This is a genomic window from Paenibacillus sp. SAF-068 (assembly GCF_051967555.1).
Lineage (GTDB): Bacteria > Bacillota > Bacilli > Paenibacillales > Paenibacillaceae > Paenibacillus.
On record NZ_JBQCJX010000001.1, the window covers coordinates 437,417 to 464,232 of the forward strand.

General features: G+C 45.5%; 28 protein-coding genes. 27 read left to right on the plus strand and 1 reads right to left on the minus strand.

The window, feature by feature from the left end:
* Positions 1-396 precede the first annotated feature (396 nt).
* Positions 397-765: a helix-turn-helix domain-containing protein gene (locus ACTHPG_RS01795; RefSeq protein ID WP_047841965.1), complete on the minus strand. Its 369-nt coding sequence runs from the start codon at positions 763-765 to the stop codon at positions 397-399.
* A 379-nt stretch (positions 766-1,144) separates the two neighbouring features.
* On the opposite strand from ACTHPG_RS01795, the gene ACTHPG_RS01800 reads away from it, so the two are divergent.
* The 27 genes from ACTHPG_RS01800 (at position 1,145) to ACTHPG_RS01930 (ending at position 26,780) form a co-directional block, all read left to right on the plus strand.
* Positions 1,145-1,549, plus strand: coding sequence for a hypothetical protein (locus tag ACTHPG_RS01800; RefSeq protein WP_440387370.1), 405 nt, complete (start codon positions 1,145-1,147; stop codon positions 1,547-1,549).
* Positions 1,550-1,704: 155 nt separating this feature from the next.
* Positions 1,705-2,463: a tyrosine-protein phosphatase gene (locus tag ACTHPG_RS01805; protein ID WP_440387372.1), complete on the plus strand. Its 759-nt coding sequence runs from the start codon at positions 1,705-1,707 to the stop codon at positions 2,461-2,463.
* A 33-nt stretch (positions 2,464-2,496) separates the two neighbouring features.
* Positions 2,497-3,252: a YveK family protein gene (locus tag ACTHPG_RS01810; RefSeq protein WP_440387373.1), complete on the plus strand. Its 756-nt coding sequence runs from the start codon at positions 2,497-2,499 to the stop codon at positions 3,250-3,252.
* On the plus strand, positions 3,233-3,910 hold the full coding sequence (locus ACTHPG_RS01815) for a CpsD/CapB family tyrosine-protein kinase (protein ID WP_440387374.1): 678 nt from the start codon (positions 3,233-3,235) through the stop codon (positions 3,908-3,910). The genes ACTHPG_RS01810 and ACTHPG_RS01815 overlap by 20 nt, the downstream gene beginning before the upstream one ends.
* A 186-nt stretch (positions 3,911-4,096) precedes the next feature.
* Entirely contained in the window at positions 4,097-4,999 is a 903-nt protein-coding gene (galU, locus tag ACTHPG_RS01820; protein ID WP_440387376.1) for a UTP--glucose-1-phosphate uridylyltransferase GalU, read from the plus strand.
* Positions 4,996-5,694, plus strand: a complete 699-nt coding sequence (locus ACTHPG_RS01825) for a sugar transferase (protein WP_440387377.1) — start codon at positions 4,996-4,998, stop codon at positions 5,692-5,694. Before galU ends, ACTHPG_RS01825 begins: the two co-directional genes overlap by 4 nt.
* 34 nt (positions 5,695-5,728) lie before the next feature.
* Positions 5,729-7,105, plus strand: a complete 1,377-nt coding sequence (locus ACTHPG_RS01830; protein ID WP_440387378.1) for an O-antigen ligase family protein — start codon at positions 5,729-5,731, stop codon at positions 7,103-7,105.
* Complete coding sequence (gene pssD / locus ACTHPG_RS01835) at positions 7,102-7,560, plus strand: PssD/Cps14F family polysaccharide biosynthesis glycosyltransferase (protein ID WP_440387379.1); 459 nt, start codon at positions 7,102-7,104, stop codon at positions 7,558-7,560. The genes ACTHPG_RS01830 and pssD overlap by 4 nt, the downstream gene beginning before the upstream one ends.
* Positions 7,557-8,036 carry a PssE/Cps14G family polysaccharide biosynthesis glycosyltransferase gene (gene pssE, locus ACTHPG_RS01840; RefSeq protein ID WP_440387380.1) on the plus strand — a complete coding sequence of 160 codons (480 nt, stop codon included), beginning with the start codon at positions 7,557-7,559 and terminating at the stop codon, positions 8,034-8,036. Before pssD ends, pssE begins: the two co-directional genes overlap by 4 nt.
* A 38-nt stretch (positions 8,037-8,074) precedes the next feature.
* Entirely contained in the window at positions 8,075-9,142 is a 1,068-nt protein-coding gene (locus ACTHPG_RS01845; protein ID WP_440387381.1) for a glycosyltransferase family 4 protein, read from the plus strand.
* Positions 9,143-9,163: 21 nt separating this feature from the next.
* Positions 9,164-10,108 carry a glycosyltransferase family 2 protein gene (locus ACTHPG_RS01850; RefSeq protein WP_440387382.1) on the plus strand — a complete coding sequence of 315 codons (945 nt, stop codon included), beginning with the start codon at positions 9,164-9,166 and terminating at the stop codon, positions 10,106-10,108.
* 11 nt (positions 10,109-10,119) lie between these two features.
* Positions 10,120-11,142, plus strand: coding sequence for a glycosyltransferase (locus ACTHPG_RS01855; RefSeq protein WP_440387383.1), 1,023 nt, complete (start codon positions 10,120-10,122; stop codon positions 11,140-11,142).
* 46 nt (positions 11,143-11,188) lie between these two features.
* Positions 11,189-12,091 carry a glycosyltransferase gene (locus ACTHPG_RS01860; RefSeq protein ID WP_440387384.1) on the plus strand — a complete coding sequence of 301 codons (903 nt, stop codon included), beginning with the start codon at positions 11,189-11,191 and terminating at the stop codon, positions 12,089-12,091.
* Between the two features lie 8 nt (positions 12,092-12,099).
* Positions 12,100-13,476 (plus strand): lipopolysaccharide biosynthesis protein, encoded by a 1,377-nt coding sequence (locus tag ACTHPG_RS01865; protein ID WP_440387385.1) that lies wholly within the window; start codon positions 12,100-12,102, stop codon positions 13,474-13,476.
* Positions 13,463-14,491: a polysaccharide pyruvyl transferase family protein gene (locus ACTHPG_RS01870; RefSeq protein ID WP_440387386.1), complete on the plus strand. Its 1,029-nt coding sequence runs from the start codon at positions 13,463-13,465 to the stop codon at positions 14,489-14,491. The genes ACTHPG_RS01865 and ACTHPG_RS01870 overlap by 14 nt, the downstream gene beginning before the upstream one ends.
* On the plus strand, positions 14,488-15,870 hold the full coding sequence (locus tag ACTHPG_RS01875) for a sugar phosphate nucleotidyltransferase (protein ID WP_440387387.1): 1,383 nt from the start codon (positions 14,488-14,490) through the stop codon (positions 15,868-15,870). Before ACTHPG_RS01870 ends, ACTHPG_RS01875 begins: the two co-directional genes overlap by 4 nt.
* Positions 15,871-15,902: 32 nt before the next feature.
* Positions 15,903-17,234, plus strand: coding sequence for a UDP-glucose dehydrogenase family protein (locus ACTHPG_RS01880; protein WP_440387388.1), 1,332 nt, complete (start codon positions 15,903-15,905; stop codon positions 17,232-17,234).
* Positions 17,235-17,248: 14 nt separating this feature from the next.
* Positions 17,249-18,169 (plus strand): LCP family glycopolymer transferase, encoded by a 921-nt coding sequence (locus ACTHPG_RS01885; RefSeq protein WP_440387389.1) that lies wholly within the window; start codon positions 17,249-17,251, stop codon positions 18,167-18,169.
* Positions 18,170-18,190: 21 nt separating this feature from the next.
* Positions 18,191-20,350: a WD40/YVTN/BNR-like repeat-containing protein gene (locus ACTHPG_RS01890; RefSeq protein WP_440387390.1), complete on the plus strand. Its 2,160-nt coding sequence runs from the start codon at positions 18,191-18,193 to the stop codon at positions 20,348-20,350.
* A 31-nt stretch (positions 20,351-20,381) separates the two neighbouring features.
* Complete coding sequence (locus ACTHPG_RS01895; RefSeq protein WP_440387391.1) at positions 20,382-20,945, plus strand: VanZ family protein; 564 nt, start codon at positions 20,382-20,384, stop codon at positions 20,943-20,945.
* Between the two features lie 85 nt (positions 20,946-21,030).
* Positions 21,031-21,552 carry a hypothetical protein gene (locus ACTHPG_RS01900; protein ID WP_440387392.1) on the plus strand — a complete coding sequence of 174 codons (522 nt, stop codon included), beginning with the start codon at positions 21,031-21,033 and terminating at the stop codon, positions 21,550-21,552.
* Positions 21,553-21,843: 291 nt separating this feature from the next.
* Positions 21,844-22,095 carry a hypothetical protein gene (locus ACTHPG_RS01905; protein ID WP_143023589.1) on the plus strand — a complete coding sequence of 84 codons (252 nt, stop codon included), beginning with the start codon at positions 21,844-21,846 and terminating at the stop codon, positions 22,093-22,095.
* A 32-nt stretch (positions 22,096-22,127) separates the two neighbouring features.
* Positions 22,128-23,036, plus strand: a complete 909-nt coding sequence (locus ACTHPG_RS01910) for an ABC transporter ATP-binding protein (protein WP_440387393.1) — start codon at positions 22,128-22,130, stop codon at positions 23,034-23,036.
* A complete protein-coding gene (locus tag ACTHPG_RS01915; protein WP_440387394.1) occupies positions 23,029-23,808 on the plus strand; it encodes an ABC transporter permease in 780 nt (259 codons plus the stop codon). The genes ACTHPG_RS01910 and ACTHPG_RS01915 overlap by 8 nt, the downstream gene beginning before the upstream one ends.
* 175 nt (positions 23,809-23,983) lie before the next feature.
* A complete protein-coding gene (locus tag ACTHPG_RS01920; RefSeq protein ID WP_440387395.1) occupies positions 23,984-25,057 on the plus strand; it encodes an AI-2E family transporter in 1,074 nt (357 codons plus the stop codon).
* Positions 25,058-25,260: 203 nt separating this feature from the next.
* Positions 25,261-25,656 carry a GntR family transcriptional regulator gene (locus ACTHPG_RS01925; RefSeq protein WP_440387397.1) on the plus strand — a complete coding sequence of 132 codons (396 nt, stop codon included), beginning with the start codon at positions 25,261-25,263 and terminating at the stop codon, positions 25,654-25,656.
* 23 nt (positions 25,657-25,679) lie between these two features.
* Complete coding sequence (locus ACTHPG_RS01930; protein WP_440387398.1) at positions 25,680-26,780, plus strand: DUF1648 domain-containing protein; 1,101 nt, start codon at positions 25,680-25,682, stop codon at positions 26,778-26,780.
* Positions 26,781-26,816 lie beyond the last annotated feature (36 nt).

The following is a 26,816-nucleotide window of genomic DNA, read 5'->3' on the forward strand; positions in this document are numbered from 1 at the left end:
CTCCTATTTGTCTTTCGACAAAATTAGAACCCATTCAAAAAACGTTATCGCCATGAGACGACAACATCGAGGAACGTTCTCAAGTATAATAAGGCTAGTTTTGGAGGGCAGGGAAAGTATATAGATAAGAGAGGTTAGCGGAATGAATATGAAGCATCCAAACAGGGACGATCGTAGGCCGACAGGTAAACAAGTCGAAGCAACCCAGATAGACATCATGAAAGTTTTACTGCAATGCGGAATCGACCCGGAGCGTTGGAACCATTTCGTATCCTCCGTCAACAACAAGCGTCCTTGACACAATAGATAATGATGGAATGAGAGGGGAATTAGGACGCAAAAAAAGCCCAGAAGCCAGAGATACTATCTCTTGGGAACTGGGTCCTCTTTTCGGGTTTAGTCCATGCTGCGTTCCATCCGGACAAACGCAATAAAACGACGTGCCTCTTCTTCCGTTAAGGACTTCCCGTCAATCATCAGATCGAAGCGCTCCAACACTTCTTTGTCCGATAACTCCAACGTATCAACGAATTCACGTACGTCTTCATCCATCACGACATCGCTTTGCTTCGTACGTCCTATAAGATAATCAATAGACACATCAAAGATGTCAGCAAGTCTCGTTAACACTTCGAAATCCGGTTTACGTCGGTTCTTCTCGTAGTGGGATAGAGCAGCTCTGGTAATATGAATGGAGCTCGCAAGTTCTTCTTGAGTAAGTCCCCGCTGTTCCCGTAATTCAGCAATGCGATTTCCGTAGCTCATAAGCTATTTCCCCCTGAACGACATCAAATATATATTGAAACAATCCTGAGCCAAGTTTTTGATCAGGGCAGCTTTCCTGCAAAAGAGTAACTCCTCATGCGTTTCCTGTAATCCAATTCCATTTTGTAAATAGGTCTGTCTAAGGACATCTCATATTGTCGTAAATCAAAAGAACCATGTCCAAATACCGCTTGACATGATACGTATTGTATCGTAAATTGGACGTATGGAGTTACAAAATGTATCATTTGGAATATTTTAAGTATCTCCTTGTTGCCTAAACCCTATACCTGTGAGAAGGAAGTTGAGGCAGTCCATGTAGGCTAATCCATTCTAAAGGAATGAAACCATGTATTCAATAATTCAGGAATGGGCTGATATGAAATTAAATGTCCATATGTACATTCAGGAGTTTCATGGGAAAATGGTAGACCGCAAAAGACGCCCTGTTCTGTTACTTGGAATGGACACTCAAGCAATCACCTTCCTGAGCGACCTGAACTTGCCAGTATCATCAGAAATGCTCATTGGTTTAGATGTTGAAGATCATCATGTATGTGTAAGACTTCAAGCAAGGTTGCAATGGAAACAGCCCTTCGGAGAGCTCACAATGTATCATGCAAACTTGCATATTCAGCACGAACAGAAACTATATATAACTGGACAGTTAAACACAATGCTTACTGAAGTTCAGTTTCCCGCGGTTTCCCGTTTTCAGTATGAAAAGGCAACAGAGCAGAAGGCTCTGCAGGAACCCTATCATTACATTGATTTCACCATATAATTCCAAGTCGATTCTTAACATTTTCTGAACAAAACATGTACTTAACGCCATTTTACTATATTTCATAGCGTTATGCATTAGTTCTTTAACACCAAAAGCATTTGCGCGATGAATAAAGGGGCGAGGGGGCTCATACTATTTCAGGAAGTTTGGATATGGTTGAAATGCACTGCCACATATTATCCGGTCTGGATGATGGTCCTGTTCGAATGGAGCAGTCCGTTGCGATGGCTGAGAAGGCGGCAGCCTCTGGAATTACCTCCATTATTGCTACTCCGCATCACCTGAACGGGCAATACAACAATGAACCGATGGTGGTCAATCAAGCCGTGAACCTGCTTCATGCAGAACTTCGCAAACGTAACATTCGCTTGGAGATCCGTCCCGGACAGGAGATCAGGGTGCATGACAACCTGATTGGAGACTTATATGCAGGAAAGTGCTGCACACTCGCCGGAAGTCGTTACATGTTGCTGGAACTGCCCTTTGATCATATTCCCTCACAGTTCCCCAGGATACTGCATGAATTACGAATAGCGGGAATTACCCCTATTATTGCTCATCCGGAACGCAATCGTATCATTTTGAAGAAGCCAAAGCTGTTGGCTGATTACTTGAGTCAAGGCGGACTATGTCAGCTCACGGCTCAATCTTTCACTGGGCTTTTCGGGCGGAAAGTTCGGCAGTGGTGTTTTCATTTTTGCAAAGAAAATGGGTTTCATTTCATTTCATCAGATGCACACGATACGTGCAAAAGGACATTTGCCATAAGTGAAGGGGAGCGGGTCATTGAGCGTCGCTTTGGAGTTGAAGCCGTGAAGAGGCTGGCAGAGAATGCGTCGCACATCCTATCGAATTCATGTCTGGTCACTGAACGCTGGAAACCTCGCAAATGGCTGCTGTCCATCTGGTAGTTACATAGGATAGATCACAAACGTATAGGAGGAATGAAAGTGGAACTGAAAGGATATATTCGACTTTTACAAAAGAAACTGTGGTTGATTGTTGCAATTGCTTTGATAGCGGGTGTAGGTGCAGGGGTGAAGAGCATATTTTTCACCCAGCCTATCTATGAGGCAAGTTCCAAACTGATCGTGAACCAAACCTCTAACGTTCAAGGCCAGGCGATGATGGACTTCAGCATGATTCAAACCAATATCAAACTCATTAACTCATACAGAGAAATTATTAAATCTTCCGCCATTATGGATAAAGTGGCTACCACATATCCGGATCTGGGCTTAACCTCTGCCCAGCTTATGAATAGCACCTCCGTCTCTACAGCCAGCGAATCCCAAGTGATGAGCATAACTGTACAGGGGACTACCTACGAAAAAGCCGCAAAAACGGTCAACGCCATCTCCAACGTGTTTCAATCTCAAATCCCCCTAATCATGAAAATCGATAATGTGGCTATCCTCAGTGAAGCAAAAGTGGATAGTAACGCATCTCCAATCAATATGAAAACCACATTAAGCATCATTGTCAGCCTGTTCGCAGGTCTTGTGCTCGCGATTGCACTCGTATTCCTGCTGGATTATCTGGATGACACATTCAAATCCGAAACCGAACTTGAAAAAGAGCTGGGCCTGCCTGTGCTTACAGTGATATCCAAAATGAAAAAAGATGATCTGAAAAATACGAAAAATTACGTATCTCAACAGAAAGTGGGGGATGGCACATATGTCACGGCTAACCAATGAAAATAACAGTCTGGTGACCTATTTTAACTCCAAATCTCAAATCTCGGAGGGCTACCGTAAGTTGCGGACGAACATCCAGTTCTCCTCGATCGACAGTCATATCAAAAAGATCATGGTGGCTTCAGCCGAAGCTGGCGAAGGCAAGACCACAACCATCAGCAACCTGGCGGTAACCTATGCCCAGGAAGGCAAAAAAGTTCTGCTGATTGATGCCGATCTGCGTAACCCTTCCTTGCACCAGGTGTTTTCCGTACCCAATCATATCGGTCTTAGCAGTGTGCTCTCTAATCAGTACAGTGTGGAAGAAGTACTCAGAGAGAGCTATATCGATAATCTCCAATTGTTCACTTCGGGCCCGATTCCGCCGAACCCGTCCGAGATGATCGGTTCCAACCGGATGAAAAGGCTGATTGAGAAATTAGAGGATCAATATGATGTCATCATGTTTGATACACCACCGGTGCTCGCAGTAACGGATGCGCTCATTGTGAGTTCGCTGTGTGATGGTGTCCTGCTCGTCGTGAACTCAGGCAAGGTCAAGAAGGAATTGGTGAAGAAGACCAAGGCTGCTCTGGAGCATGTGAATGCACGAATTCTGGGCGCCATCCTGAACAATATCAAAAACGTTGCAGTTCCGGTGGGCTACGGAGAGAAGTAAAACTTCCATCCAATGTTCCCAAGGTATACAGGTAATGTCTACTGCACCTTTATCACTGTAGGCACTCGGTCATGCTGTGGGTTCTGTGAACCTTAGACGTTAATCGTCGAAGGTATGACGTGAGGACGGGTTAGATGCCCCGGTTCAACTTTTATCAAATTAAAAAAAGAGGATAGGGTGGTATTTATGAAAAAAGTGAGAAAAGCGATCATTCCTGCAGCTGGACTGGGTACACGTTTTTTGCCAGCCACGAAAGCGATGCCCAAAGAAATGCTCCCTATTGTGGACAAACCAACTATACAGTATATCGTTGAGGAAGCCATTGCCTCTGGAATTGAAGACATCATCATTGTAACCGGTAAAGGGAAGCGTGCAATCGAAGATCATTTCGACAATGCTTTTGAACTGGAACACAACTTGCTGGAAAAAGGGAAGCTGGGCCTGCTTGAAGAGGTTCGCAAATCCTCTAACGTGGATATCCACTACATAAGACAAAAAGAGGCCAAAGGACTTGGTCATGCTGTCTGGTGTGCACGTAACTTTATCGGTGACGAACCTTTTGCTGTGTTGCTCGGAGATGATATCGTCGTATCGGAAGTGCCATGCACCAAACAATTGATTGATCAATATGATCAGGTTCAACATTCCATTGTTGGCGTACAGACCGTACTTGCTGAACAAACAGACCGATACGGTATTGTGGACCCGCTTCAATCGGATGGCCGTTTGACAGAGGTTCTCAGGTTCGTAGAGAAACCTGCCCAAGGCACAGCGCCTTCCAACCTGGCGATTATGGGGAGATACGTACTGAGTCCAGAGATTTTCGAACATCTGGAGCAACAGGAGATTGGTCAAGGGGGAGAGATTCAATTAACAGATGCGATTCAGCGTTTAAATGAGACACAAGGAGTGTATGCTTACGATTTTGAGGGAGTACGGTATGACGTGGGCGAGAAACTGGGATTCATTTTGACAACCATCGACTTCGCTCTGCAAAAACAGGAACTTAGAATTCCAATGCTGCAAGCTCTGCAACATATCCTGGAAAAAGAGTCGGTAGAACATGCAGCCGGGGGGGAGTTTGAATGAGTCCATCTCCCCAAACGAAGGAAGCGGAGATTGTTATGGACCCAAGTCTGGGGTACAATGCATCAACCATGTCAGGGCAAAATGCGGATAAAGTGTATCTATTTATGAAAAGAATGCTCGATTTGCTGGGTTCTTTCATAGGTTTGATCATTTTGTGCCCCTTGTTTGCGGTCATTGGATTATTGATCAAAATCGAGGCCCCGAAGGGGTCTGTTTTTTTTCGTCAGGTCCGGGTCGGTCAGAATGGGAAAGAATTTTATATGTACAAATTCAGGTCCATGGTTGCGAATGCTGAAGATCTGCTGGAACAGCTGATTGATCAGAATGAAGTGAACGGGAATATGTTCAAAATGAAAAACGACCCCCGCATTACCCGCATTGGCAAGTTCATTCGGAAAACCAGTCTGGATGAGCTGCCGCAGTTGTGGAACGTGTTCAGAGGAGAGATGAGTCTCGTTGGACCCAGACCGGCTCTGCCCAGAGAAGTGAAGAACTACTCTTCCTATGACAGACAACGCCTTCAGATGATCCCGGGATGTACAGGATTATGGCAAGTCAGCGGTCGAAACAGTGTTGGTTTTGAAGAAATGGTAGAGCTGGATCTGACATATGCCCGTGAACGCAGCATGATGGTGGATATCAAGATTATCTTCAGAACGTTCAAGGTGCTGGTGGGTTCCAAGGATGCGTTTTGAAACACGATTCTGGCTTTGAGGTGGCATAGCAGATATGCAAAAGACCGGTATACTTGCTGCATTGAATATGAAGTCGTTTAATATCATACTTTTTTCGCTGGTAATTGTCTTCGCAGCAATCTATCTTCCGCTAGTTTCGGTTGTTGCACTCATGGCTGTGATTCTGCTGGGCGTTTATATTAAACAGCCCAGCTGGATCTTTATGATTCTCATTGTAAGTTTTTCATTGTCCATTGATAAGATATTTAGCATTCATCTGGCAGGACTGGATTCGCTGTCTTTCTACAAGCTGGCGATCCTGGGTTTTGTCATTTCTCTATTTTTACGCTTTGGTATTCGAAAAGATCTGATATATCCTGCACTGGCGATTGGTTTTTTATTTGTGGAAAGTTATTTTCTGTCTGATCTGCCCAGTAAGGTTAGCCCGCTCGATCCATTCAAGGCTTTTCTGGGTGTCATTGTTCCTTTTTTATTGCTGATGCCCCATTTCTCAAGAGAGATCAGTCAACGCATTATACGTGTACTTGCATGGCTGCCGCTATTCAGTCTTGCTGGTGGTTATATCTTTCAGCTGGCCGGCATATTGTCCATTACTAATCTGGAGATGTCGGGAGTAACCCGGCTACAGGGAGCCAACATCGCCGCGCATCTGGCCATGTTGTGTTTTATCTCGATCTGCGTCTGTCTGATTCAGATCAGGCAAGGCCATCAGGTTGTTCTGTATTACATGCTTACCTTGACACATCTGGTCATTCTGGTCCAGACAGGAACAAGGGGACCGTTGATTGCGCTTATTCCGATTATTCTGGTCTATCTGTTTGATCAACTGAAAGCCTTTGTCAAAGGCAGAGTTAGTGCTATTATTCCTCTCATTCTATTCGTTGTGGCTGTGGCCTACATGGTGATTGCGCAGTGGGACAATTATGAGATGAGGTCAGAGAGCAAAGGCTTGTCGGGAAGGGATGTAGCCTGGAATTATTTCATTGGCAAAGCGAACGAGTATCCGATATTTGGACGTGGACTCGGCTCGACTCTCGTGGCTAATGATGGAAGTATCTTTTCTGGCTTCGTCGTTCCGCATAATGAATACATTCGTTTTTATTACGATGGCGGATTAGTTGGAGCCATCCTGTTGTTTCTATCGCTGCTTCTCGTGTTCCGGTCTGTGTACTTCCGATTGGGCGGCATGATCCGGTTATATTTTGCCGGTATGATTATCGGTTTCCTGACCTATTCCTTTTTTGACAATACCTTGTCCACGGTTCATCTGATTGCTCCATTCTGTATCTTCCTGAACGCATTATATGCTACGGGAAAAGGAGCACACTCCAAGTCAGGGGCTGAAGCAGAAGTGGATATCCAGGTGCAGCGAGCCAAGGACGCATCCTTTTCAAAGGAGATTAGAACATGAAGGTCTGTTTGATCAGTTCTACAGGCGGTCATTTTGATGAATTGACCAAAATTATTCCAGCGGTTGAAGAACATGATTATTTTCTGATTACGGAGAAGAACAAGAGCAGAAAAGTAGAATCATCTCAGGGCAAAGTATATTTCTTAATGCAGCAAGAGCGTAAGAATGCGATGTTTTTGCTGATTTTTATGGCTAACATTATCAAATCATTCTTTTTATATCTGCGCGAGCGTCCAAAGGTAATCATTACCACAGGGGCAGGGGCCACATATCCATTTTGCCTCATCGGTAAGATCTTCGGTGCCAAGCTGATTTATATCGAAAGTTATGCCAAAATCTATTCCTCCAGCGCAACCGGGAGATTGATGTACAAAATCTCGGATGAGTTTTTCATTCAATGGGAAACGTTGCAGGATAGCTATCCCAATGCGAAGTATAGGGGGGCTTTATTTTGATATTTGCTATTGTTGGAACCCAGCGGTTTCCCTTCAATCGAATGTTTGAGCTTATTGATGAGGCGATTGAGGCGGGAATCATTGAAGAAGAGGTTATCGCCCAATCCGGATATACGGAGTATCAGCCGCGAAATTTCACTGCGATCCCTTTCCTTACCCAGGAAGAGATGAATGAATATGTGGAGCGCAGCAGATGCATTATCTCTCATGCGGGTGTCGGTTCCATCACGAACTGTCTTGAACGAGGCAAGCCGGTGATCGTCATTCCACGCCGACAAGAATGGGGCGAGCATGTGGACGACCATCAGCTTGAGATTTCCAAGGTATTTCAGGACAACGGTTATGTGGCTGTTGCGGAGAGTCAGGCTGAATTGCAAAAACTGGTTCCGTGCATAGAGGAGCTAACGTTCCAGCCTTATGTGAGAAAACAGTCTGATCTGATCTCATCCATTAAAAATTACGTGAATAGTCTGTAAGTGGTCTGAAGATTAACCATGAAAAAAAGGAGTCTATCATGAAACCAAAAGTATTGGTTGTTGGATCATCCTTGAAGGATATGGGTGGAATTGTGAGTGTCATCAAAAACATTGAGGATTCTTCCATCTCTGATATGTATGCCATGCAACGGGTGGAAACGTATATTACGGGCAGCGTGTTCTCACGGCTGCTTATTTTTATACGGGGATTCATTCAATTCTGGATGAAGCTGTACACGTTCAAGCCGGATATCGTGCATATTCATATGGCGAACAACGGGAGCTTTTATCGGAAATCTCTATTTCTGCTAACGGCACGAAAGTTGTTTCGAAAGTCAGTCATTCTGCATATTCATGCGGCCAGCTTTGATGATTTCTACAATCAATTCACGCTGCAGCGCAAGTATTGTCACTACATTCTGAATCAGGCAGACAAGTTGATTGTCTTATCCCAGACGTGGAAAGAATACTTTGCTACGATTGTGCCGGAGACAGCCATTGAGGTGCTGTATAACGGAGTCTTTGTCAAAGAACCGTTTGCCAGAGAACAACAGGCAGCCGTGAATGCTCTTTTTATGGGCAGACTGGGTGAGCGAAAAGGAGTCTACGATCTGCTTCAATCCATTCAACAATTGAAGACGCTGGGCGTTACAGCCAACTTCAATCTGGCCGGGGATGGCGAAGTCGAAGAAGTCAAAGCACTTGTACAGCAGTATGGAATTGAGGATTGTGTCAACGTACTCGGCTGGATTAACGGAGAGCAAAAGGAAAAGCTGATGCGGGAAGCGGATCTGTTGGTCCTGCCTTCTTATCATGAGGGATTACCTATGGCCATACTTGAAGCAATGAATTGTGGCTTGCCCATTATATCGACCACCGTCGGAGGCATCCCCGAAGTGATTACATCCGGTCATAATGGGCTGTTAATCGAGCCGGGAGATGTGCACGGGTTAACATCAGCACTGGAATATCTCATCATGGATGAAGAGGTTAGAGCAAGAATGGGTTCATATAACAGAGCGATTATATCGGATAAATTCGATATGAATCTTCTTGTGGGCAGATTATCAGGAATATATGATGCACTTCAAGTGAAGGTATCCTAGTGAACAGGAAAAGGTGATGAAATGAACCCCTTGGTATCTTGCATCATTACGACCCATAACCGGGCCGATTTATTGAAAAATGCGTTGAGAAGTGTACGGGAGCAAACACATCCGTACCTGGAGATTTTCATTGTGGATGACGGTTCAGAAGATCAGACGCCAGAAATCTGTCAGGCCTGGACACGGGAAGATTCGCGGATTAGGTACATCCGGGTTCCGTATCCGAAAGGAGCCAATCATGCAAGGAATGTGGGGATATCCCATGCCAATGGCAAGTACATTGCATTCCTGGATGATGACGATGAATGGATGGCCGACAAAATCAAAACCCAGGCAGAAGTGCTGGAGCGTACACAGGAATCATTCACTTTTTGCAGCAAGTATCTCGCATATACGAATGAGCAGCATCAGGTGGTCAAACGGAAATTGTCGGTGGAGCCTCGTGATGTTGTGCGGTATGAGGACCTGCTTACATTCAACTGGATCGGGGAAACGTCCAAAATCATGGTACTCACTTCTCTTGCCCGTGAAGTTCGCTTCGATGAGAATCTGACATCCGCTCAGGATTATGACTTTTATCTGCGCATATTGAAACGAGGCTACATCGCCGTGAATGTGAAAGAACCGCTGGTGGATATCAACATCCATAGTGGACCGCGCATTTCAACCTCTACAACAGCCAAGTACAAAGGTCAACGCAAGATTATTTTAAAATACTACAATGATATGTCCAAGGAGCAGAAGCGCCGTCAATTACACCATTATCGAATGCTCGAATGGTCGAGAAATACACTTCGCAATAATGTTTATCTGAAAAAGGCATTGTCGCTGTATCCCTGGTGGAAAGATTGGGTGCTGCTCAAGCGTAATACCAAAATTATGATGCAAGGATTCCTAATGAGATTTCATGCAAGGCGCGCAGTTGGAACGTATACAGAGGAACCTGTGCGAATGAAACTAAAGTAAGAGGTGCCTGGATGGAGAATCCGACGGTGTATATGCTGCCCAAGATGATTGAGAACAATAAATTCAATGAGCTGTTATCCGATTCCATTGAGAATAAGGGATGGGAAGTAAAACAGTTTACCAAAAAAGATCTGCTCAAACTGAGAAAAAATGACGTGCTGCATTTTCATTGGCCCAGCTTTTATTACAGAGGGTCGTCGGTGCTGTCAACCGTAATCAAATCCATTCTATATGTGTTGATGATTGGTTTTGCACGCATGCGGGGAGCCAAATTATTCTGGACGGTGCACAACATCTGGCCTCATAACAGCGGTAAAACGCGCTTCGATTACTGGATGAGAAAAATACTGGTCCGAAATTGCTCTAAGCTGATTGTTATGGGCAAACCCCTGATCTCTGAGATCTGTTCGACCTTTGGGATTGATTCCAGCCGGATCGAGGTAATTCCGCATGGGCATTACAAGGGCGTGTATCAGGGAAAAGGCGTGAATATCCGCTCCCGGTTTGGCATCCCGGAGGATAGTTATGTGTATGCATTCTTCGGTCAGGTGTCGCCGTACAAGGGCGTGGATGATTTGCTGGAGGCATTCAAGGAGCTGAAATCGGATCAGGCCCATCTGTTGATTGCCGGTAAAAAAGTGAAGGACTACGATCTCGGTGAAGAATTCCTCGAGAGCGGACATATTCATACCCATTTTCATTTTATTGAAGATGATGAATATTCGGACTATTTTGATGCGGTCGATTCGATCATTCTTCCATACAAGCAAATCGCAACTTCTGGTAGTGCAATTCTGGCATTGACCTTCAGCAAACCTGTGGTGGCACCACGAATTGGCTTGTTGGAGGAATACCTGCCCGAAGATTGTGCGGTACTCTATGAACCTTCGGACCCGGATGGGTTGCTGAAAGCAATGAATATGATCCGTTTAAAACAATCGGAGTTTCAGGAAGGCAGTGGTTTTGTCAAAGCGTTAGAGCGGTTGGATTGGCCAGTGATTGCCCAAAGGACACTTACCCTGTACTCCAGTTAGTGCAGATCAAAGGGTGGGCCTAATTGAACAATATGGGGATGAAATAATGAAGGTAACCGTGGCGATCTGTACGTATAACCGTGCACATGATGCGGTCGAGGCGATACGAAGCGCAATACAACAGAATTACGCAAGCAGCGACTATGAGATCATACTCATTGATAACAATTCGAAGGACAACACACGGGACATCGTGCTGCAAACCATCTTGCAGCATGAGAACCATTCGATTAGGTATGTGTTGGAAGAAAAGCAAGGCTTGTCTGTAGCCCGTAACCGGGCCATTCACGAGGCGCGCGGCGAGTATATCCTGTTTCTTGACGATGATGCCTTTGCTTGCAGGGACTGGATTCGCCAGATCGTTAACGTATTTGAGATGAATGAAAATATCGGGTGTGTCGGTGGCAAGATTGATCCGATCTGGGAAGTACCGGAACCGATGTGGATTCCACCCGAGAACAGGTCACTGTTCACCATTCTGGATTTTGCAGAAGAAGTCACTGAAATGAAAAGTCCCTATATTCCATTTGGTGCGAATGTGGCTTTTCGTTTGTCCGTCTTTGATCAATTGGCCCCCTTCCGTGAAGACCTTGGAAGAGTGGGGAACAATCTTCTCTCCAGTGAAGAGAGTGAGATAATTGCAAGAATTCGGACAAAGTTCAAGGTATATTACACGCCGTATGGTGCGGTACAACATAAAGTAGCCAAAGAGCGAACGACGAAGAACTGGTTTCTGCGCCGAATCTATTGGCAGGGTGTGAGTGATGCCATTCGTGATCAGGATCGTGGTGTTGTGCGTACAGCCAAACATGGCATTAAGCTGGCGCAAGGGATCACTACGGCACTGATCTACATCTATAATGCAGATCGGTTCACACGTCAGCTTGCCAAAGTATGTTACCGAAACGGCATGATCGTCGGGTCGCTTCGTCAAAACAGTAAGGGATGAGGATCGCTATGGCGCAAGTTGCACTTCGCAAAGTATTTAGAGGAAACGGCTTAATGAGTGCCATATTTCAGACAAGTGGAACCAATCTGCTGGTCATGACACTGACGATGCTGTCTTCCATTTTGACGTCACGCATGTTCGGTGTAGAGGGAAAGGGCGCATTCTCGGCCATCCTGTTCTGGCCTGCACTATTAACCGGATTGGTCGGTTTTGGATTACCCACGTCTATCATTTATAACATCAAACAGAGCGCAACCGAGAAGAGTGCTCAGTATGTTCGGTTAAGCTTTCTTTTTCAAGTTCCGGTGTGCATTATCATTGGTGTCGTGGCTTGGTTTGGATTGCCTTTCTGGCTCTCCAGCTTTCCGCCGGAGGTTGTGCAGATCTCCAGATGGTATACGATTGCTACCGTTCCGGTACTTATCGTCATCAATCTCATATCAGCTCTCACGCAGAGTCGGGAGAAATTCGCTGTCTATAATGGCATTCGATTAATGATCCCCCTGTTTAATGTAGGCGGGCTTTTTGTGTTATGGGGTCTGGGCATGCTGAGCATTCAGCTCGCGGCTGCGATCTATTTTGTAACCAGCTTCTCCGTGGTGGCATGGGCCATCTATGCCAACCGTAATGAATTGAGACTGAGATGGTTCAAGGATCGGGTGGACCGGAGTTCAGCCAAGAAGCTTTTTGGTTATGGCAGCAAGGTGTATGGCGTTGAATTGTTAGGAACGCTGTATACCCAGTTCGATAAAATCATTATTTTGGCTTTGCTCACCCCTCGTGATTTTGGACTGTATTCCGTTGTATTTGCGTTATCAAGAATCTACAATGCTGTTCAAACAGCGATTAGCAATGTGGTTTTCCCGAAAGTGACCGGATTGCCTCAAGAGCAGATTATTCGAACGGTCGGCAGGGCCTTCCGCATCTCGCTAATGGTCATGATGATCATTGTGATACCAACCATGTTTGTGGGGAACTACCTGATGGGTCTGCTGTTTGGCTCCGAATTCCTGGAAGCGAGTGTCGCATTTTATATTTTGGCTGTGGAATGCATTATTGGTGGCGGCTCATGGATTCTGGCATCCGCATTCAATGCACTTGGTCGGCCAGGGCTTGTGATGATCAGACAGCTCATTGCACTCTCGGTAACGGTGGCCTTGTTCTTCGTGTTCACCCCGCTGTGGGGGCTTAATGGAATTGCGATTGCCTTATTGATCGGGTCCATTGTACGCATGGTAGTCACTGTGGCCGCGATGAAGATTGTATTCAAGGTGAAGTTCACCGCCATGTTCTATGACAAGGAAGATCTGCCGTTCCTCTATGAACGGTTAAACAAAAAAAGAAGAAGAGTCACCCAAGGAGGAGATGGAGATGCTGGGCACTAACAATATTCATCCAATGGAAGAATTGAAGGGACATTTACGTCAGATTTTGAAGGTCATTCCACCGCGTACCGAGATCTATTATCTGGATTACCCGGTGCATAGCAATGGTGGCGATTTGTTGATTATGAAAGGTACCGAGGCTTTCTTCCGGGACAATGATATTCAAGTACGTGCCAGATACAGCATTCTGGATTGCCCTCTGTCTCTCAAGGTTCCGGAAGGTATCACGATTGTGCTGCATGGGGGAGGTAACTTTGGTGATCTGTACCCTGCCCATCAGAAACTGAGAGAACGTATGATTGCCCAGCATCCGAATCACCGGATTGTGATTCTGCCTCAGACGATGTTTTATAAAAGTGATATTGAATTGAAAAAGACAGCCCAGGTGTTTAGCCGTCATAAGGATGTACACTTTTTTGTCCGGGATACCTTATCTTATGAGATAGCCAGTAAAGAATTTCAGCAAACCAATGTGTACCTATCCCCGGATATGGCACATCAATTATGGCCTCTGAAGTCCAAAAGCAAGCCTACTGCAGAGATGTTATATTTCTTCCGTAAAGATATTGAGAAAACTCAGAATCAGGTGCATTACGAATCCGTCAGTGGACCCAAGGCTACGTTTAAGGACTGGGAGACATTGTACAACCGGGTAGACCGGAAGATCATTCGCATGATTACATCCCGGTTGAAGTCAGGAAAAGGCAGCTCTTTCGCCCGCTGGTTGTGGTACAAATACTCTGATCGGATGGTACATACGGCCATTAAGGAATTCAATAAATACCAAACCATCACGACCTCCCGTCTGCATGGACATATTCTGGCCTGTCTCCTGGATCAACCGAACATCCTGCTGGATAATTCATATGGCAAGAACTCGAATTATTATGCAGCCTGGACCAAGAGCAATCCAGCAGGCAGACTCGAATCCAATCAGACCAGCACATACAACAAGCAAACGGAGACCGGCAAGGCAGCAAGCAAGGTTGTATTGTCGGATGGTGCAGCCCTATGAGAAGCATTCTGTTATCCGGCGGTTCTGGCAAGCGTCTCTGGCCGTTATCCAATGATTCCAGATCCAAGCAATTTCTCAAAGTGCTTCATGGACCAGACGGAAGTCCCGAATCCATGGTACAGCGGGTATGGCGACAGCTGAATCATGCGGGACTTGCATCAGAGGCGCTGATTGCAACCAGTTTGCCACAGGTCGAGATTCTGACTTCTCAGCTGGGAGACGATGTGAGACTCGTCGTGGAGCCTGAACGCAGAGATACGTTTCCTGCGATTGCACTCGCGGCCTCCTATCTGTATTCCGTAGAAAGTGTGAGTCTGAATGAGACCATTGCGGTCTTGCCTGTAGATCCCTTTGTTGAAAAAGAATTCTTCGAAGTGCTGGCTACCCTGCCGGAGATGCTCGATAAGTCAGGTGCCGATCTGGCCCTAATGGGAGTTGTGCCGACGTATCCGTCAGAGAAGTACGGATACATCATTCCACAATCCCTATCTTCCAGTGAAAATAACAATGAATACGTGAATGTAGCGAAGTTCCAGGAAAAACCCTGCGAATCCGATGCGGTCCTCATGATGGAGCAGGCCGCATTATGGAATTGCGGGGTTTTTGCTTTTAAGCTGGGTTACTTGATCAATCTGCTGATTGAGATGGAACTGCCGATCCAGTATGACGAGATGCTGAAGCAATATGGAAGATTGAACAAGATCAGCTTTGATTACCAGGTCGTCGAGAAGGCGAATCAGATTATTGCCATCCCGTATGATGGATTTTGGAAAGATCTGGGCACGTGGAACACACTCACGGAAGAGATGGGAACCACGGTTGTGGGAAAAGGATGGATCACGGGAGATTCCCTGAATACTCACCTGGTCAATGAATTGAACATTCCGGTCGCGATATTGGGCCTGTCGGATGTCGTGGTGGCCGTAAGTCCGGATGGCATTCTGGTCAGTGACAAAGAGGCTAGTCCACGCATCAAGGAAATCTTGAAGAACGAGGATCAACGTCCCATGTATGAGGAGCGCAGGTGGGGTTGCTACCGAGTTCTGGATTATACAAGAAACGAAACTGGCGGCGAGGTGCTCACCAAACGAATCTGCATCAGTGCCGGGAAAAACCTGAGTTATCAATACCACCTGCTCCGCAATGAGGTATGGACGGTTGTATCGGGAACAGGGGAACTGATTCTGAATGGACAGAGCCGAATGATCGGGCAGGGAGATACGGTGGTCATTGACCGCAGTATGATTCATTCCGTCAGAGCGGTTACGGAACTGGACATCATCGAAGTGCAGATCGGCAGCCAACTGATTGAGGAAGACATCGTTAGAGTATCTACCGAATGGCAGGACATTGTTCAGACATATGTGAAGCACGCGTAACCAACACATTAGGACATGGGGGAGATTATGGAATGAATATTACGGTAATTGGCACAGGGTATGTAGGATTGGTATCAGGCGTATGTTTTTCGGAACTGGGCAATAACGTGATCTGTGTCGACAATAATGTGGAAAAAGTGAACATGCTGACGGTTGGTCACGTGCCGATCTATGAACCAGGTCTGAAGGACATTATGAATGCCAATATGAAAGCAGGAAGGCTCACCTTCACGACCAACATTCAGGATGCCATCAGTCGTTCGGATATTATTATCATTGCGGTCGGAACGCCGTCCCTGCCGAATGGCGAAGCGAATCTGAGCTATATTGAGCTTGTCGCGCGAGAAATTGGTTCTTATATGGATAATTATAAAATAATAATGACTAAAAGCACTGTTCCTGTCGGAACCAACGATCGCATTCAGGAATGGATCAGCAGTTTGACAAATCATCCATTCGACATGGCATCGGTACCTGAGTTCCTGCGGGAAGGTACCGCTGTGAAAGACACACTGTATCCTGACCGGATAGTCATTGGCACTCATAGCGAACGGGCGGTTGCCACACTGAAGGAGCTGCACCAGCCATTAACCGATCAGATTATCGTCACGGATATTCGCTCGGCAGAAATGATTAAATATGCATCCAACGCTTTTCTGGCAACCAAGATCTCATTTATCAATGAAATCTCTAACATCTGTGAAAAAGTAGGCGCAGATGTCAGCCGCGTTGCTGAGGGAATGGGATATGACAGACGGATCGGGGCTTCATTTCTCAAGGCAGGCATTGGTTATGGAGGATCCTGTTTCCCTAAGGATACACAAGCTCTGATTCAAATTGCAGGTAATGTGGATTATGACTTCAAACTGTTGAAATCCGTAGTGGAAGTAAACAAGGATCAACGCTTCAACGTCATTCGCAAACTGGAAGACGCATTGGGCTCACTTGAAGGGAAGGAGATTGCGATCTGGGGGCTCGCCTTCAAGCCGGATACCGATGATGTTCGTGATGCACCGGCAATTGAGATTATCCAGCGTTTGCTTGAGGAGGGGGCAGTGATTCGGGCGTATGACCCCATCGCAACCGAGAACTTCCGCAAAGAGGTGGATTCCCCATCCATTACATGGGAAGAGCGTGCCTTGAACGCGGCGGAAGGCGCAGATGCACTCTGTGTTCTGACCGAATGGAAAGAGTTCATGGAGGTCAATCTGAATGAGTTGGCAGCACATATGAATCAACCCATCCTGATTGATGGAAGAAACATCTACGGAGAAGATCAGATCCAAGATACGTCCTTCCAATACTACTCCGTTGGTCGTCCAGGTTTAACCAATATAGATGGAAGAAAAACGGCAGTCATCTGACGGAGGCCCATACCATGAGACGCGGGATCAAAATAACATTAGGTGCCATTTCCCTTGTTGCAGTCGTCATGATTGGATATTCTGTGTATCTGTATCTGCATGTTAAATCAGCGGCAGATCAAATGTATGAACCCCGGGAGCCCATCAAGCAGGTATCTATTGTCGATCAGAGGGGCGGGGGAGATTTCCCTGTGGACATGGAGAATGAGGAACCTTTCAATGCTTTGATTCTGGGTGTGGATGAGCGTTCGAATGATCGGGGGCGCTCTGACACCATGATTGTATTGAGTGTTAACCCTGCGAAACATGCTGTCCTCATGTTTAACATCCCCCGGGATACCAGAACAAGTATTGTAGGGCATGGTACGGAGGATAAGATCAATCACGCATATGCTTTTGGTGGTGTTAACATGTCTGTGCAAACCGTGGAACAATTGCTTGGCGTTCCCATACACTACTACATGAAAGTGAATATGGAGGGCTTTGCACAGGTCATCGACATGGTGGGTGGAGTGGATGTGAATAATCCGTTCGCATTTGACTATGAGGGATATCAGTTTGAGCAAGGAAATATTCATCTGGATGGTGCAGCAGCTTTGGGATTTTCGCGAATGCGTTATGATGATCCGAAGGGAGATCTCGGGCGTAATGACCGTCAGCGGGAGATTATCAAACAAGTGCTGAAGAATACGGTTCAAGTATCCAACGTATTGCAGCTGGAGACATTGCTGGATGAAGTCAGTGCACACGTGAGAACCGACGTTACCTTTGATGAAATGAAGCAGATGTTTTCCAATTACCGCTCGGTACTGGATCATATTGAGTCTGTTGAGATCAAGGGCACGGGCAAGAAAATAGACGGAGTGTATTACTATATCGTGGAACAATCGGAACGAGACAGGATACATCAGTTGATTGAAGAACATTTAAAATGATTAGATAGGGCGGTGAACCAGATGCGTATCTCCAGGCTATTGAAATTATCCCTGATTGTACTACTAATGTATATGCTCATGATACCCGCAAGTACAAACGTTGTTCAATCAGCTCAAAACTATCAATGGAAAAATATGCCTATTGGTGGTGGGGGGTACGTTACAGGTGTGGTCATTCATCCGACTGAGCCTGATCTGGTTTACGCTCGAACTGATGTTGGAGGAGCCTACCGGTTGGATGCAGCCTCGGGAGATTGGATCCCACTACTTGATCATTTTGGCGATGAGGACAGCAATCTGTACGGTGTGGATGGCATTGCACTGGATCAGCAAAACCCCAATGTCGTGTATATCGCGGCAGGGAAGTACGGGAATGTGGGGCCAAGCGACATTCTGAAATCTACAGACCGAGGAGAGACCTGGATTCGAACCGGACTTAATCTTCGGAATGAATCAAATGGAAATATCCATCGGGCCATGGGAGAGAGTATCGCCGTTAATCCAACGAACTCTAATTATCTGCATGTCGGTACACGTTATGATGGATTGTACACCTCCAGTGACGGTGCAGCCACGTGGAGCAAGGTATGGGATGTACCGAACGGTTTGTCAGGTGAGGGTATACGGAGTGTAGCCTATGGATTAAATCCCGTGACGAAGCAAGGTCAGGTTGTGTATGCAGGGGTTCGTGGGATTGGTGTCTATAGCAAAGCGCCAAGAAGCAATGGGCAGACCACATGGCAGCTTACCGGGAGAAGTCCCGAATATCCCGCCCGTATGACTGTGGCCAAGAACGGAACGTTATATGTCACCACTGATAATCAGGGTGTCTACAAGTTCAATGGTGTGCAGTGGACGAATATCACGCCAAGTTCCAGTTACTCTTCTTATTACGGAATCACCATCGATCCCACTAATGATAATCATATCCTGGCAGCCGTTCGAACAGGCGGAGATAATCTGCCACTGTATCGTTCAGTTAACGGTGGGCAGAGTTGGACCACAGTGAACAAAACGCTGGTGTCCAAACCATCATGGTGGACACCCAACATGTTTTTCTCAGCAACATCCAGTATCAAGTTCGATCCACATAACCCAGGCACTGTATACGCTACAGACTGGTTTGGTGTGTACAAGACGGAAAATATCAATGGTACCAATGGATTGACTGGCAATACGTCGAGTACTTGGGAAGCCATTACCGATGGTCATGAAGAAGTTGTCGCACTTACAGCATCCACACCACCTCAGGGTGTTTCATTCTTTAGTGGTTTAACGGATCAGGTCGGATTTAGACATGACAATGTAAATAATGTTCCTCTTAATAAAATTCCGCTCGCAGGTATGCGAGAAATTGTGAGTATTGACTATCATGAGGCAAATCCGAATTACATGATATTTCTCGGAAGCAGTGACTGGTATGGTACGACCACACGCTTATTTGTCTCTTCCAATAACGGAGTTACCGTAACTCCAATGAATGTTCCGGCAGGCTCCATCCTGGGGAGGGTCGCTTACTCGGCCATTAATCCGAATGTAATTGTCTATTACCCTCAGACTGGTAATCCGGTCAGAAGCACGAATCGTGGTGCAACTTGGCAAAATATGAATGGTGCCCCTTTTCAGGCTATTGGGGGAAATATGGTCTTCTCTTATAATCATCCACTGGCTGCCGATCGCATCAATGGATATAAGTTTTATATGTATGCTGCCGGTTATCTATATCGCTCAACCGATGCAGGGGCCAACTGGTCCAAAGCGAATGCGGTTCGCCTACCATTTAATACGGATATCAATACGAGCTTCATTAAAGTTGAGGCCGCTCCTGGCGTAGCGAATGCCGTATGGGTAAGTTTGGGGACCGATGGATTATATGCATCGACGAACTCGGGAAATACATTTTCCAAGGTCCAGGGTGTGCAGAATTCCAAATTATTTGCCTTCGGAAAAGCTAAGCCAGGTAATTTTGTTCCAGCTGTCTATGTATATGGAACCGTAAATAACGTGAATGGATTCTTCCGTTCAGATGATATGGGGGCAACCTGGAACAATATAGGTCCTTTAGGGGCTGGAATTGGGTTAGGTAACGAACCTCAAATTATGGCGGCAGACCGTCAAAACTATGGTCAGGTATATGTAGGTACGAATGGCAGAGGCATGTATGTCGGATCAATAGAATAACGAAAGAGATATGAAAGTGGTGAAGATCTAAATGATGGAGGAGGGCTCCGGGCGCACGAGACAAAAGCATGTACGAAGAACGTACGGATTTCTTATAGCTCTGTTGCTGATTGTGATCTGGATTATCGTCATTTGGTCGATGTCTACCCAATCTTCTCAGCAACAGGACATTCAGCCTTGGCTTCATAAATGGTCCCAAAGAGTGCAGATTGGCTTCGTACTTCCTGATATTCAATTCACATATGGGCCGTATGAGTATTCCCTGAAGCAGCGCCCGTATGATTTTGCAGAGTTCATCTTTCGCAAGAGTGCGCACTTATTTGTATACGCTGTGCTCGCCATGCTAGTGTATGGCGGGCTGCGATACAGGAGAATCCGCATCATGACTTGTATTCTTGCTGCTCTGTCTGTGGTACTTATCATCGCATCCATTGATGAGTATATTCAGCAATTCAGTCCGAACCGGACAAGCTCGATACGTGATGTTGGTGTGGACTTGCTTGGCGGTTGCTGTGGAATTGCCATATATGCAGGACTTCATTCCATTATCCGCAGGATTAGAAAGAAACGGCCTGCTTCAATTCACGATAAGTGATTTCCCAGGAAATGCTGTCTTCAGAACCTGCTTCTACTTGTCTTCCAACCATCATAAGTATGGAGTAGGACAAGGAGGCGGAGACATGCTGCGAAGAAGGAACAGGAATGCTATGCTCAAGAAGGTTGGCCTCATTGCGATCATTCTAATATTACTATGGTTAATCGTCAGAACCATTCCGTATTTATTTCGTGCAGATACCCCCGATGAAGCTGCAGCTGTTGCCGAAGAGTTTTACAAATATGAACAGACAGGTGACTTCGGCAGTTCATGGGAGCTCTTTCATCCCTTGATGAAAGAGCGGTTTCCGAAGAGCGCATATGTACAGAACCGGGCACATATATTCATGCAGCATTTCGGCGTGGAAACCTTTGAACTGGAGATGGAAGAGCCGGAACGCGAATTCGATGTAACGGTGATCGATGGCGTGAAGCCATTCTCTGAAGCCTACAAGATTCGGGTTACTCAAACGTACTCAGGTACGTTTGGGCAGTTCGATATAGTGCAGACCTGTTATCTGGTAGAGGATGGCGATGACTGGACTTTACTGTGGTATTATCCAGACTCGAAGCATGAGGATGCCGCAAAGGAAAACAACAGTGAATGATCAGGCAACGTGGACATCGTTGTGAAAGAAACCGGGACTCCGTCATGATGATATTAACCCATACCTTGAACCGATTTGTATCATTTACCTAACATGAAGCTCTGTAAATGCGAGACTTTTGTCGCATTTATGGAGCTTTTTTTGTATTTCACTTGTTTTTATGGCTCTAAAGCCTTGACAATAGGCGCAGTGTCAAGTAAATTACGAGATAGATACAAAATGTATCAATTTTCAGCGTCTAACGACAAATAACAAGGACTTCTAAGCTCCTTGTGAGGGGAAGGAATATCATTGATCGAAACGGGCCGCTTTTACTGTGTCAGTTGTGGGATGATTGTGTCGGTCGCTAGAAGCTCTGTCGAAATGAAGGAAGAGGGCAATGGAGGCAATCACGTATTTCGCACCGGATTCTATCGGAGTGAAATGCCGCTTGGATGCTGTGAAGCGTGTGTAGTTGAAGCGAAACGTCAGGGGAAATCCCAGTTTGCGGGACAATATACTAAAGATTATGATACACTATGTGCATATGAGAAACGGGCATGAGGTATATGCTCGTCCATGAAGGAGGAGATTGAATGCAGCAGGAGCCGGTCGTCCGGATTCAGGGCGTCAGCAAAATCATATCCTCCCGATCATTGGTCAGCGACCTGACTCTGGATATTTCTCCGGGGCAGGTTTTTGGTTTTTTAGGACCTAATGGCGCGGGGAAAACAACGACAATTCGAATGATGGTTGGACTGATGTCCATCAGTAAGGGCGACATTTTGATCTCGGGACACAGTGTGAAGAATGAGTTTGAACAGGCAGTAGCGCAGGTAGGAGCCATTGTGGAAAATCCGGAGATGTACAAGTTTCTGACCGGGTACCAAAATCTCGTACACTTTGCTCGCATGTCACCTGGAGTTACCAAAGAAAGGATCGCGGAAACGATTGAACGTGTGGGACTTACCGCCCGTATCCACGATAAGGTCAAAACCTACTCACTGGGCATGCGCCAGCGTCTGGGTGTCGCGCAAGCGATATTACATAAACCGAAGCTGCTTGTACTGGATGAGCCAACCAATGGGCTTGACCCACAGGGCATACGGGAACTGAGAGATTATTTGCGTGAGCTCACTCAAGCGGAAGGCATTACAGTCTTCGTCTCCAGCCATTTGCTGTCGGAGATGGAGCTGATGTGTGATACCGTGGCTATCATCCAGAACGGCAAGTTGATTGATGTAAGGAACCTTCGAGCGGAAACGGGTGCGGATGCATTAATTGAAGTTGCTTTTGAAGTGAATGATGCAGAACGCGCTGCGGACCTGATTCAGGGTGCTACTATACAGGGCAAAATCCTGGTGGTACGGGTGTCTCGTGAACAGATTCCGGATATCAATGCCAAGCTGGTTAGCGAAGGGGTTCAGGTATATGGTATTCGTAACGTGACTCATACCTTGGAAGAACAATTCTTGCAAGTCACTGGGGGTGGAGGCATTGGGTAGTTTCGGTAATCTGATATTGAATGAAAATATGAAAATATTCCGTCGTCCCCGTACCTGGATCATGTTATCGATTCTGGTGCTGATCTCACTGTTAATGCCCGTGTTGCTGCGAGAAGGAATGGGATCCGCGGGTGTTCCATTCTGGGAAGCAGCTGTAACAACAGTGCAAATTGTATTTTTTCTGAATACGATCTTCTGTGTTGTAATTGCAGCGGAAGCGGTAGCTGGAGAATTTACTTGGGGAACAATCAAACTGCTGCTAATTCGTCCATGGTCAAGAAGCAAAATTCTGGCGTCCAAATATCTCACCGTGATTCTCTTCAGCATTTTGAGTACTTTGGTTGTCATTGTCATGGCAACGGGCATGTCCTATCTGCTGTTCTCGCATGATGGTCCCTCGGGGAGTGGTCATGCACTAACGTTATGGGGATATTTGTACGTTGATCTGTTCATTACACTTGCGATTGCCTTCATGGTATCGTCCGTATTCCGTTCAGGCGCACTTGCGATTGGATTATCCCTGTTCATTATGTTCTCGCAAAGTATTTTCTCTCTCATATTCAATCCGGAACGTTATGAGTGGGCCAAGTATGTTCTATTCAATAACATGGACCTTAGCAAATACATGAGCTCGGGGGCGGATTTTGCGTTCATGGGTGGTCCGAGTGCAGGAATGACACTTGGTTTCTCCATTGCAGTCCTGGCAGTGTATTATGTTATTTTCATGGTGATTTCCTGGGTTGTATTCAGCAAAAGAGATGTGGCAGGCTAACGCCTGCTTCTTTTTTTTGCTCCAATGCTGTTTTGGGAAGAAAACGGTGTATATTCAGCATCGCCTGTGGCATGACTGTCATTTAAGGGTAATTAGTATCATTAGGTAATGACTAGATATACATATGAACGCCGCAGTCACTTTGGCAGAGCAGCGCATGGAGGGATCACGTTTCTTGATTAACAACAAGTTCTATCGCATATGTACAGCAATTATTTTGTTGCTGCTCATTGTGTATCTGGGGGACAAAGTCAACTTTATTTTCAGCCCCCTGACCTCACTCATTCACATCATCATCATTCCGCTGCTGATTGCTGGTTTCTTCTATTATCTGCTGCGACCGCTCGTCGATTATATGGAAAGGCATAAGATTAAGCGCGCATTGTCAGTTCTGATTATTTATGTTGTGACTGCATTATTGATCGCAGGTTTCAGCGTACTGGTATGGCCTTCATTGAGAGAACAACTGATGAATTTTGTGGAGAATGCTCCAGCGTTGGTTACTTCGCTCAGTGATCAGTTGAGTGCACTTGAAAAGAGCAATTTTGTATCCAGATACCTGCCTGACGATTCCAATCTATTCTCACGATTATCCGATGTTCTCAGCCAAGGGATCACGCAGGTAACCGATTATGTTTCCGGGTTATTCTCCGTGGTATCGAATCTGGTTATTATTCTGGCGACGTTCCCAATCATGCTGTATTACATGCTCAAGGAAGGCAGCAAGTTTGGAACAAATCTGACCTTGTTGTTGCCAAGGCGTTATCGAAAGGATGGGGAAGAAACCGTCCATGAGATCGATGAAGCACTGAGCAGCTATATTGTTGGCCGAGTCATTGTTAATGTTGCTCTGGGGATTCTGATGTACATCGGTTTTCTTATCTTAGGTTTGCCTTATGCATTGCTGCTGACGGTCGTATCCATTATTCTGAACTTCATCCCTTATGTGGGTGCTTTGCTGGCAGCTATTCCGGTGGTCATTGTCGCGTTTATCGAATCTCCTTCGATGGCAATCTGGTCACTGGTGATCATTGTAATCGCACAGCAAATTCAGGATAACCTGATCTCACCTTACGTGTATGGCAAGCAGCTTGATATTCATCCACTCACGACCGTTATCTTGTTGCTGGTGGGCGCTGACCTGGGAAATATCTTGGGTATGATTATCGTTATTCCACTGTACATGATTCTGAAAATTATCGTTCGCAAGATCCATTATCGTATTGTCGAAGATAAGACTGAACTTTGAATGTCAATTGAATACCTTTTGTTCATATGATTCGATTAACGTTTTGCCGAATCACGCGGATAAGCTGCATATCAATAGTGAAGCGTCAGGTAAGTTGGCCCTCACGATGGATATGCAGCTTTTTTATTTTCATGCGTATTGCTCATACGTGTTATAACTGTTATACTTGATATATAACAGATATCAAAAAAGAAGGTGAACCCTTGATTATTCAACTGGATATGCAATCTGAACTTCCCATATATTCGCAACTCGTTTATCAAATTATTGAAGGCATTGCTAGTGGTGAGCTACAGCTAGGTGAGGCGTTACCTTCGGTTCGGAATTTGGCCGCAGATATTGGTGTTAACCTTCATACGGTCAACAAGGCTTATACACTGCTCAAGCAAGAGGGGTACATTCTGATACATAGACAAAAAGGAGTCGTAGTGAACCCTGAAGGAATGCCCGAGTTAACGGATGATTTTTTGAAAAAGCAGCAAAGAGAATTAAGACCGATTATTGCCGAAGCGATCTGTCGCGGAATGAGCAAAGAGGAACTATCTGCGGTATTAGACGAAATGTATGATGATATAAAGATGGGTGACAACAAAAAATAAAGAATCGAGGGAGTGTATGATGTATGCAACTATTTAGTATATTACCTATCATTATAATCTTTGTTCCATTAGCTTTATTTCTATCCTTTGCACCTTATGTAACTAGGGAAACCATCAGCTTTGGGGTTACGATAAGTCAATATGATTACTACACACCAGTCTTACGCAAGCTCCGGAGAACGTTTGCCACAGTAAGTCTGATCGGAAACGGTATGATTATTCTTGCCTGTCTGTATGTACTCCGATCTGCCAATGAAGAGTCTGCCGCAATGATCACCGGTGCGTGCACAATGATATCCATTCTGTACTGGGCAGCACTACAACTATATTTTCGTTTTAAGATGAAAAAGATAAAAGGCACACTTACATCTGTAGAGTCACCTTCAAGGGTTAAAATCGATACCACCTTCCGCCAAAATAAACTCACCTATTCCAACTATTGGTTTCTCATTCATATTGCTATTAATGTGGCTATTGCGATCATTTCGATCTTGAATTATAACGCACTACCTGATGTCATTCCGATGAAATATGATCTTCAGGGCAATGTCACTTCAAGTGTGCCCAAAACCTACCTTTCGGTACTGGCTATTAACCTGGTACAGCTAGGAATCATTGCACTGATGATGTTGGTGAACTGGAGTATTAAAACAAGCAAACAACAGCTTACTCCATCTAATCCTGCCCAATTTGCTGCTGATCATATCCGATTCCGCCGTAAGTGGTCCCTATTTACGATCATAACAGGCTTGCTTCTTACTATTTTATTCGCCTTCATTCAGATAAATATGTTCATCCCTAATCAGGTCTTGTTAACAGCGATTAGTCTGATCACCTCAGTGGCGATCTTATTAGGCGCTATACTGCTGTCTCTCACAGGCAGACAAGGCGGCGGGAAAATTCGTAATCATCAGGAAGATCGTGAACGATCCAAGGAACAGCCTGTGAATGATGATGATTATTGGAAGCTTGGATTTATTTACTTCAATGCCAATGATCCTTCTTGGACCGTAGAGAAACGGTATGGAATAGGCTGGACAATTAACTTCGCTCGTCCACTATCTTGGGTCCTGGTGTTATTCATTATTGCTATTGTTGTTATAAGCAGAGTTCTGAGCCGGTAAAAGCTCATAGAACTATGCATATTATAAAGAAGATTT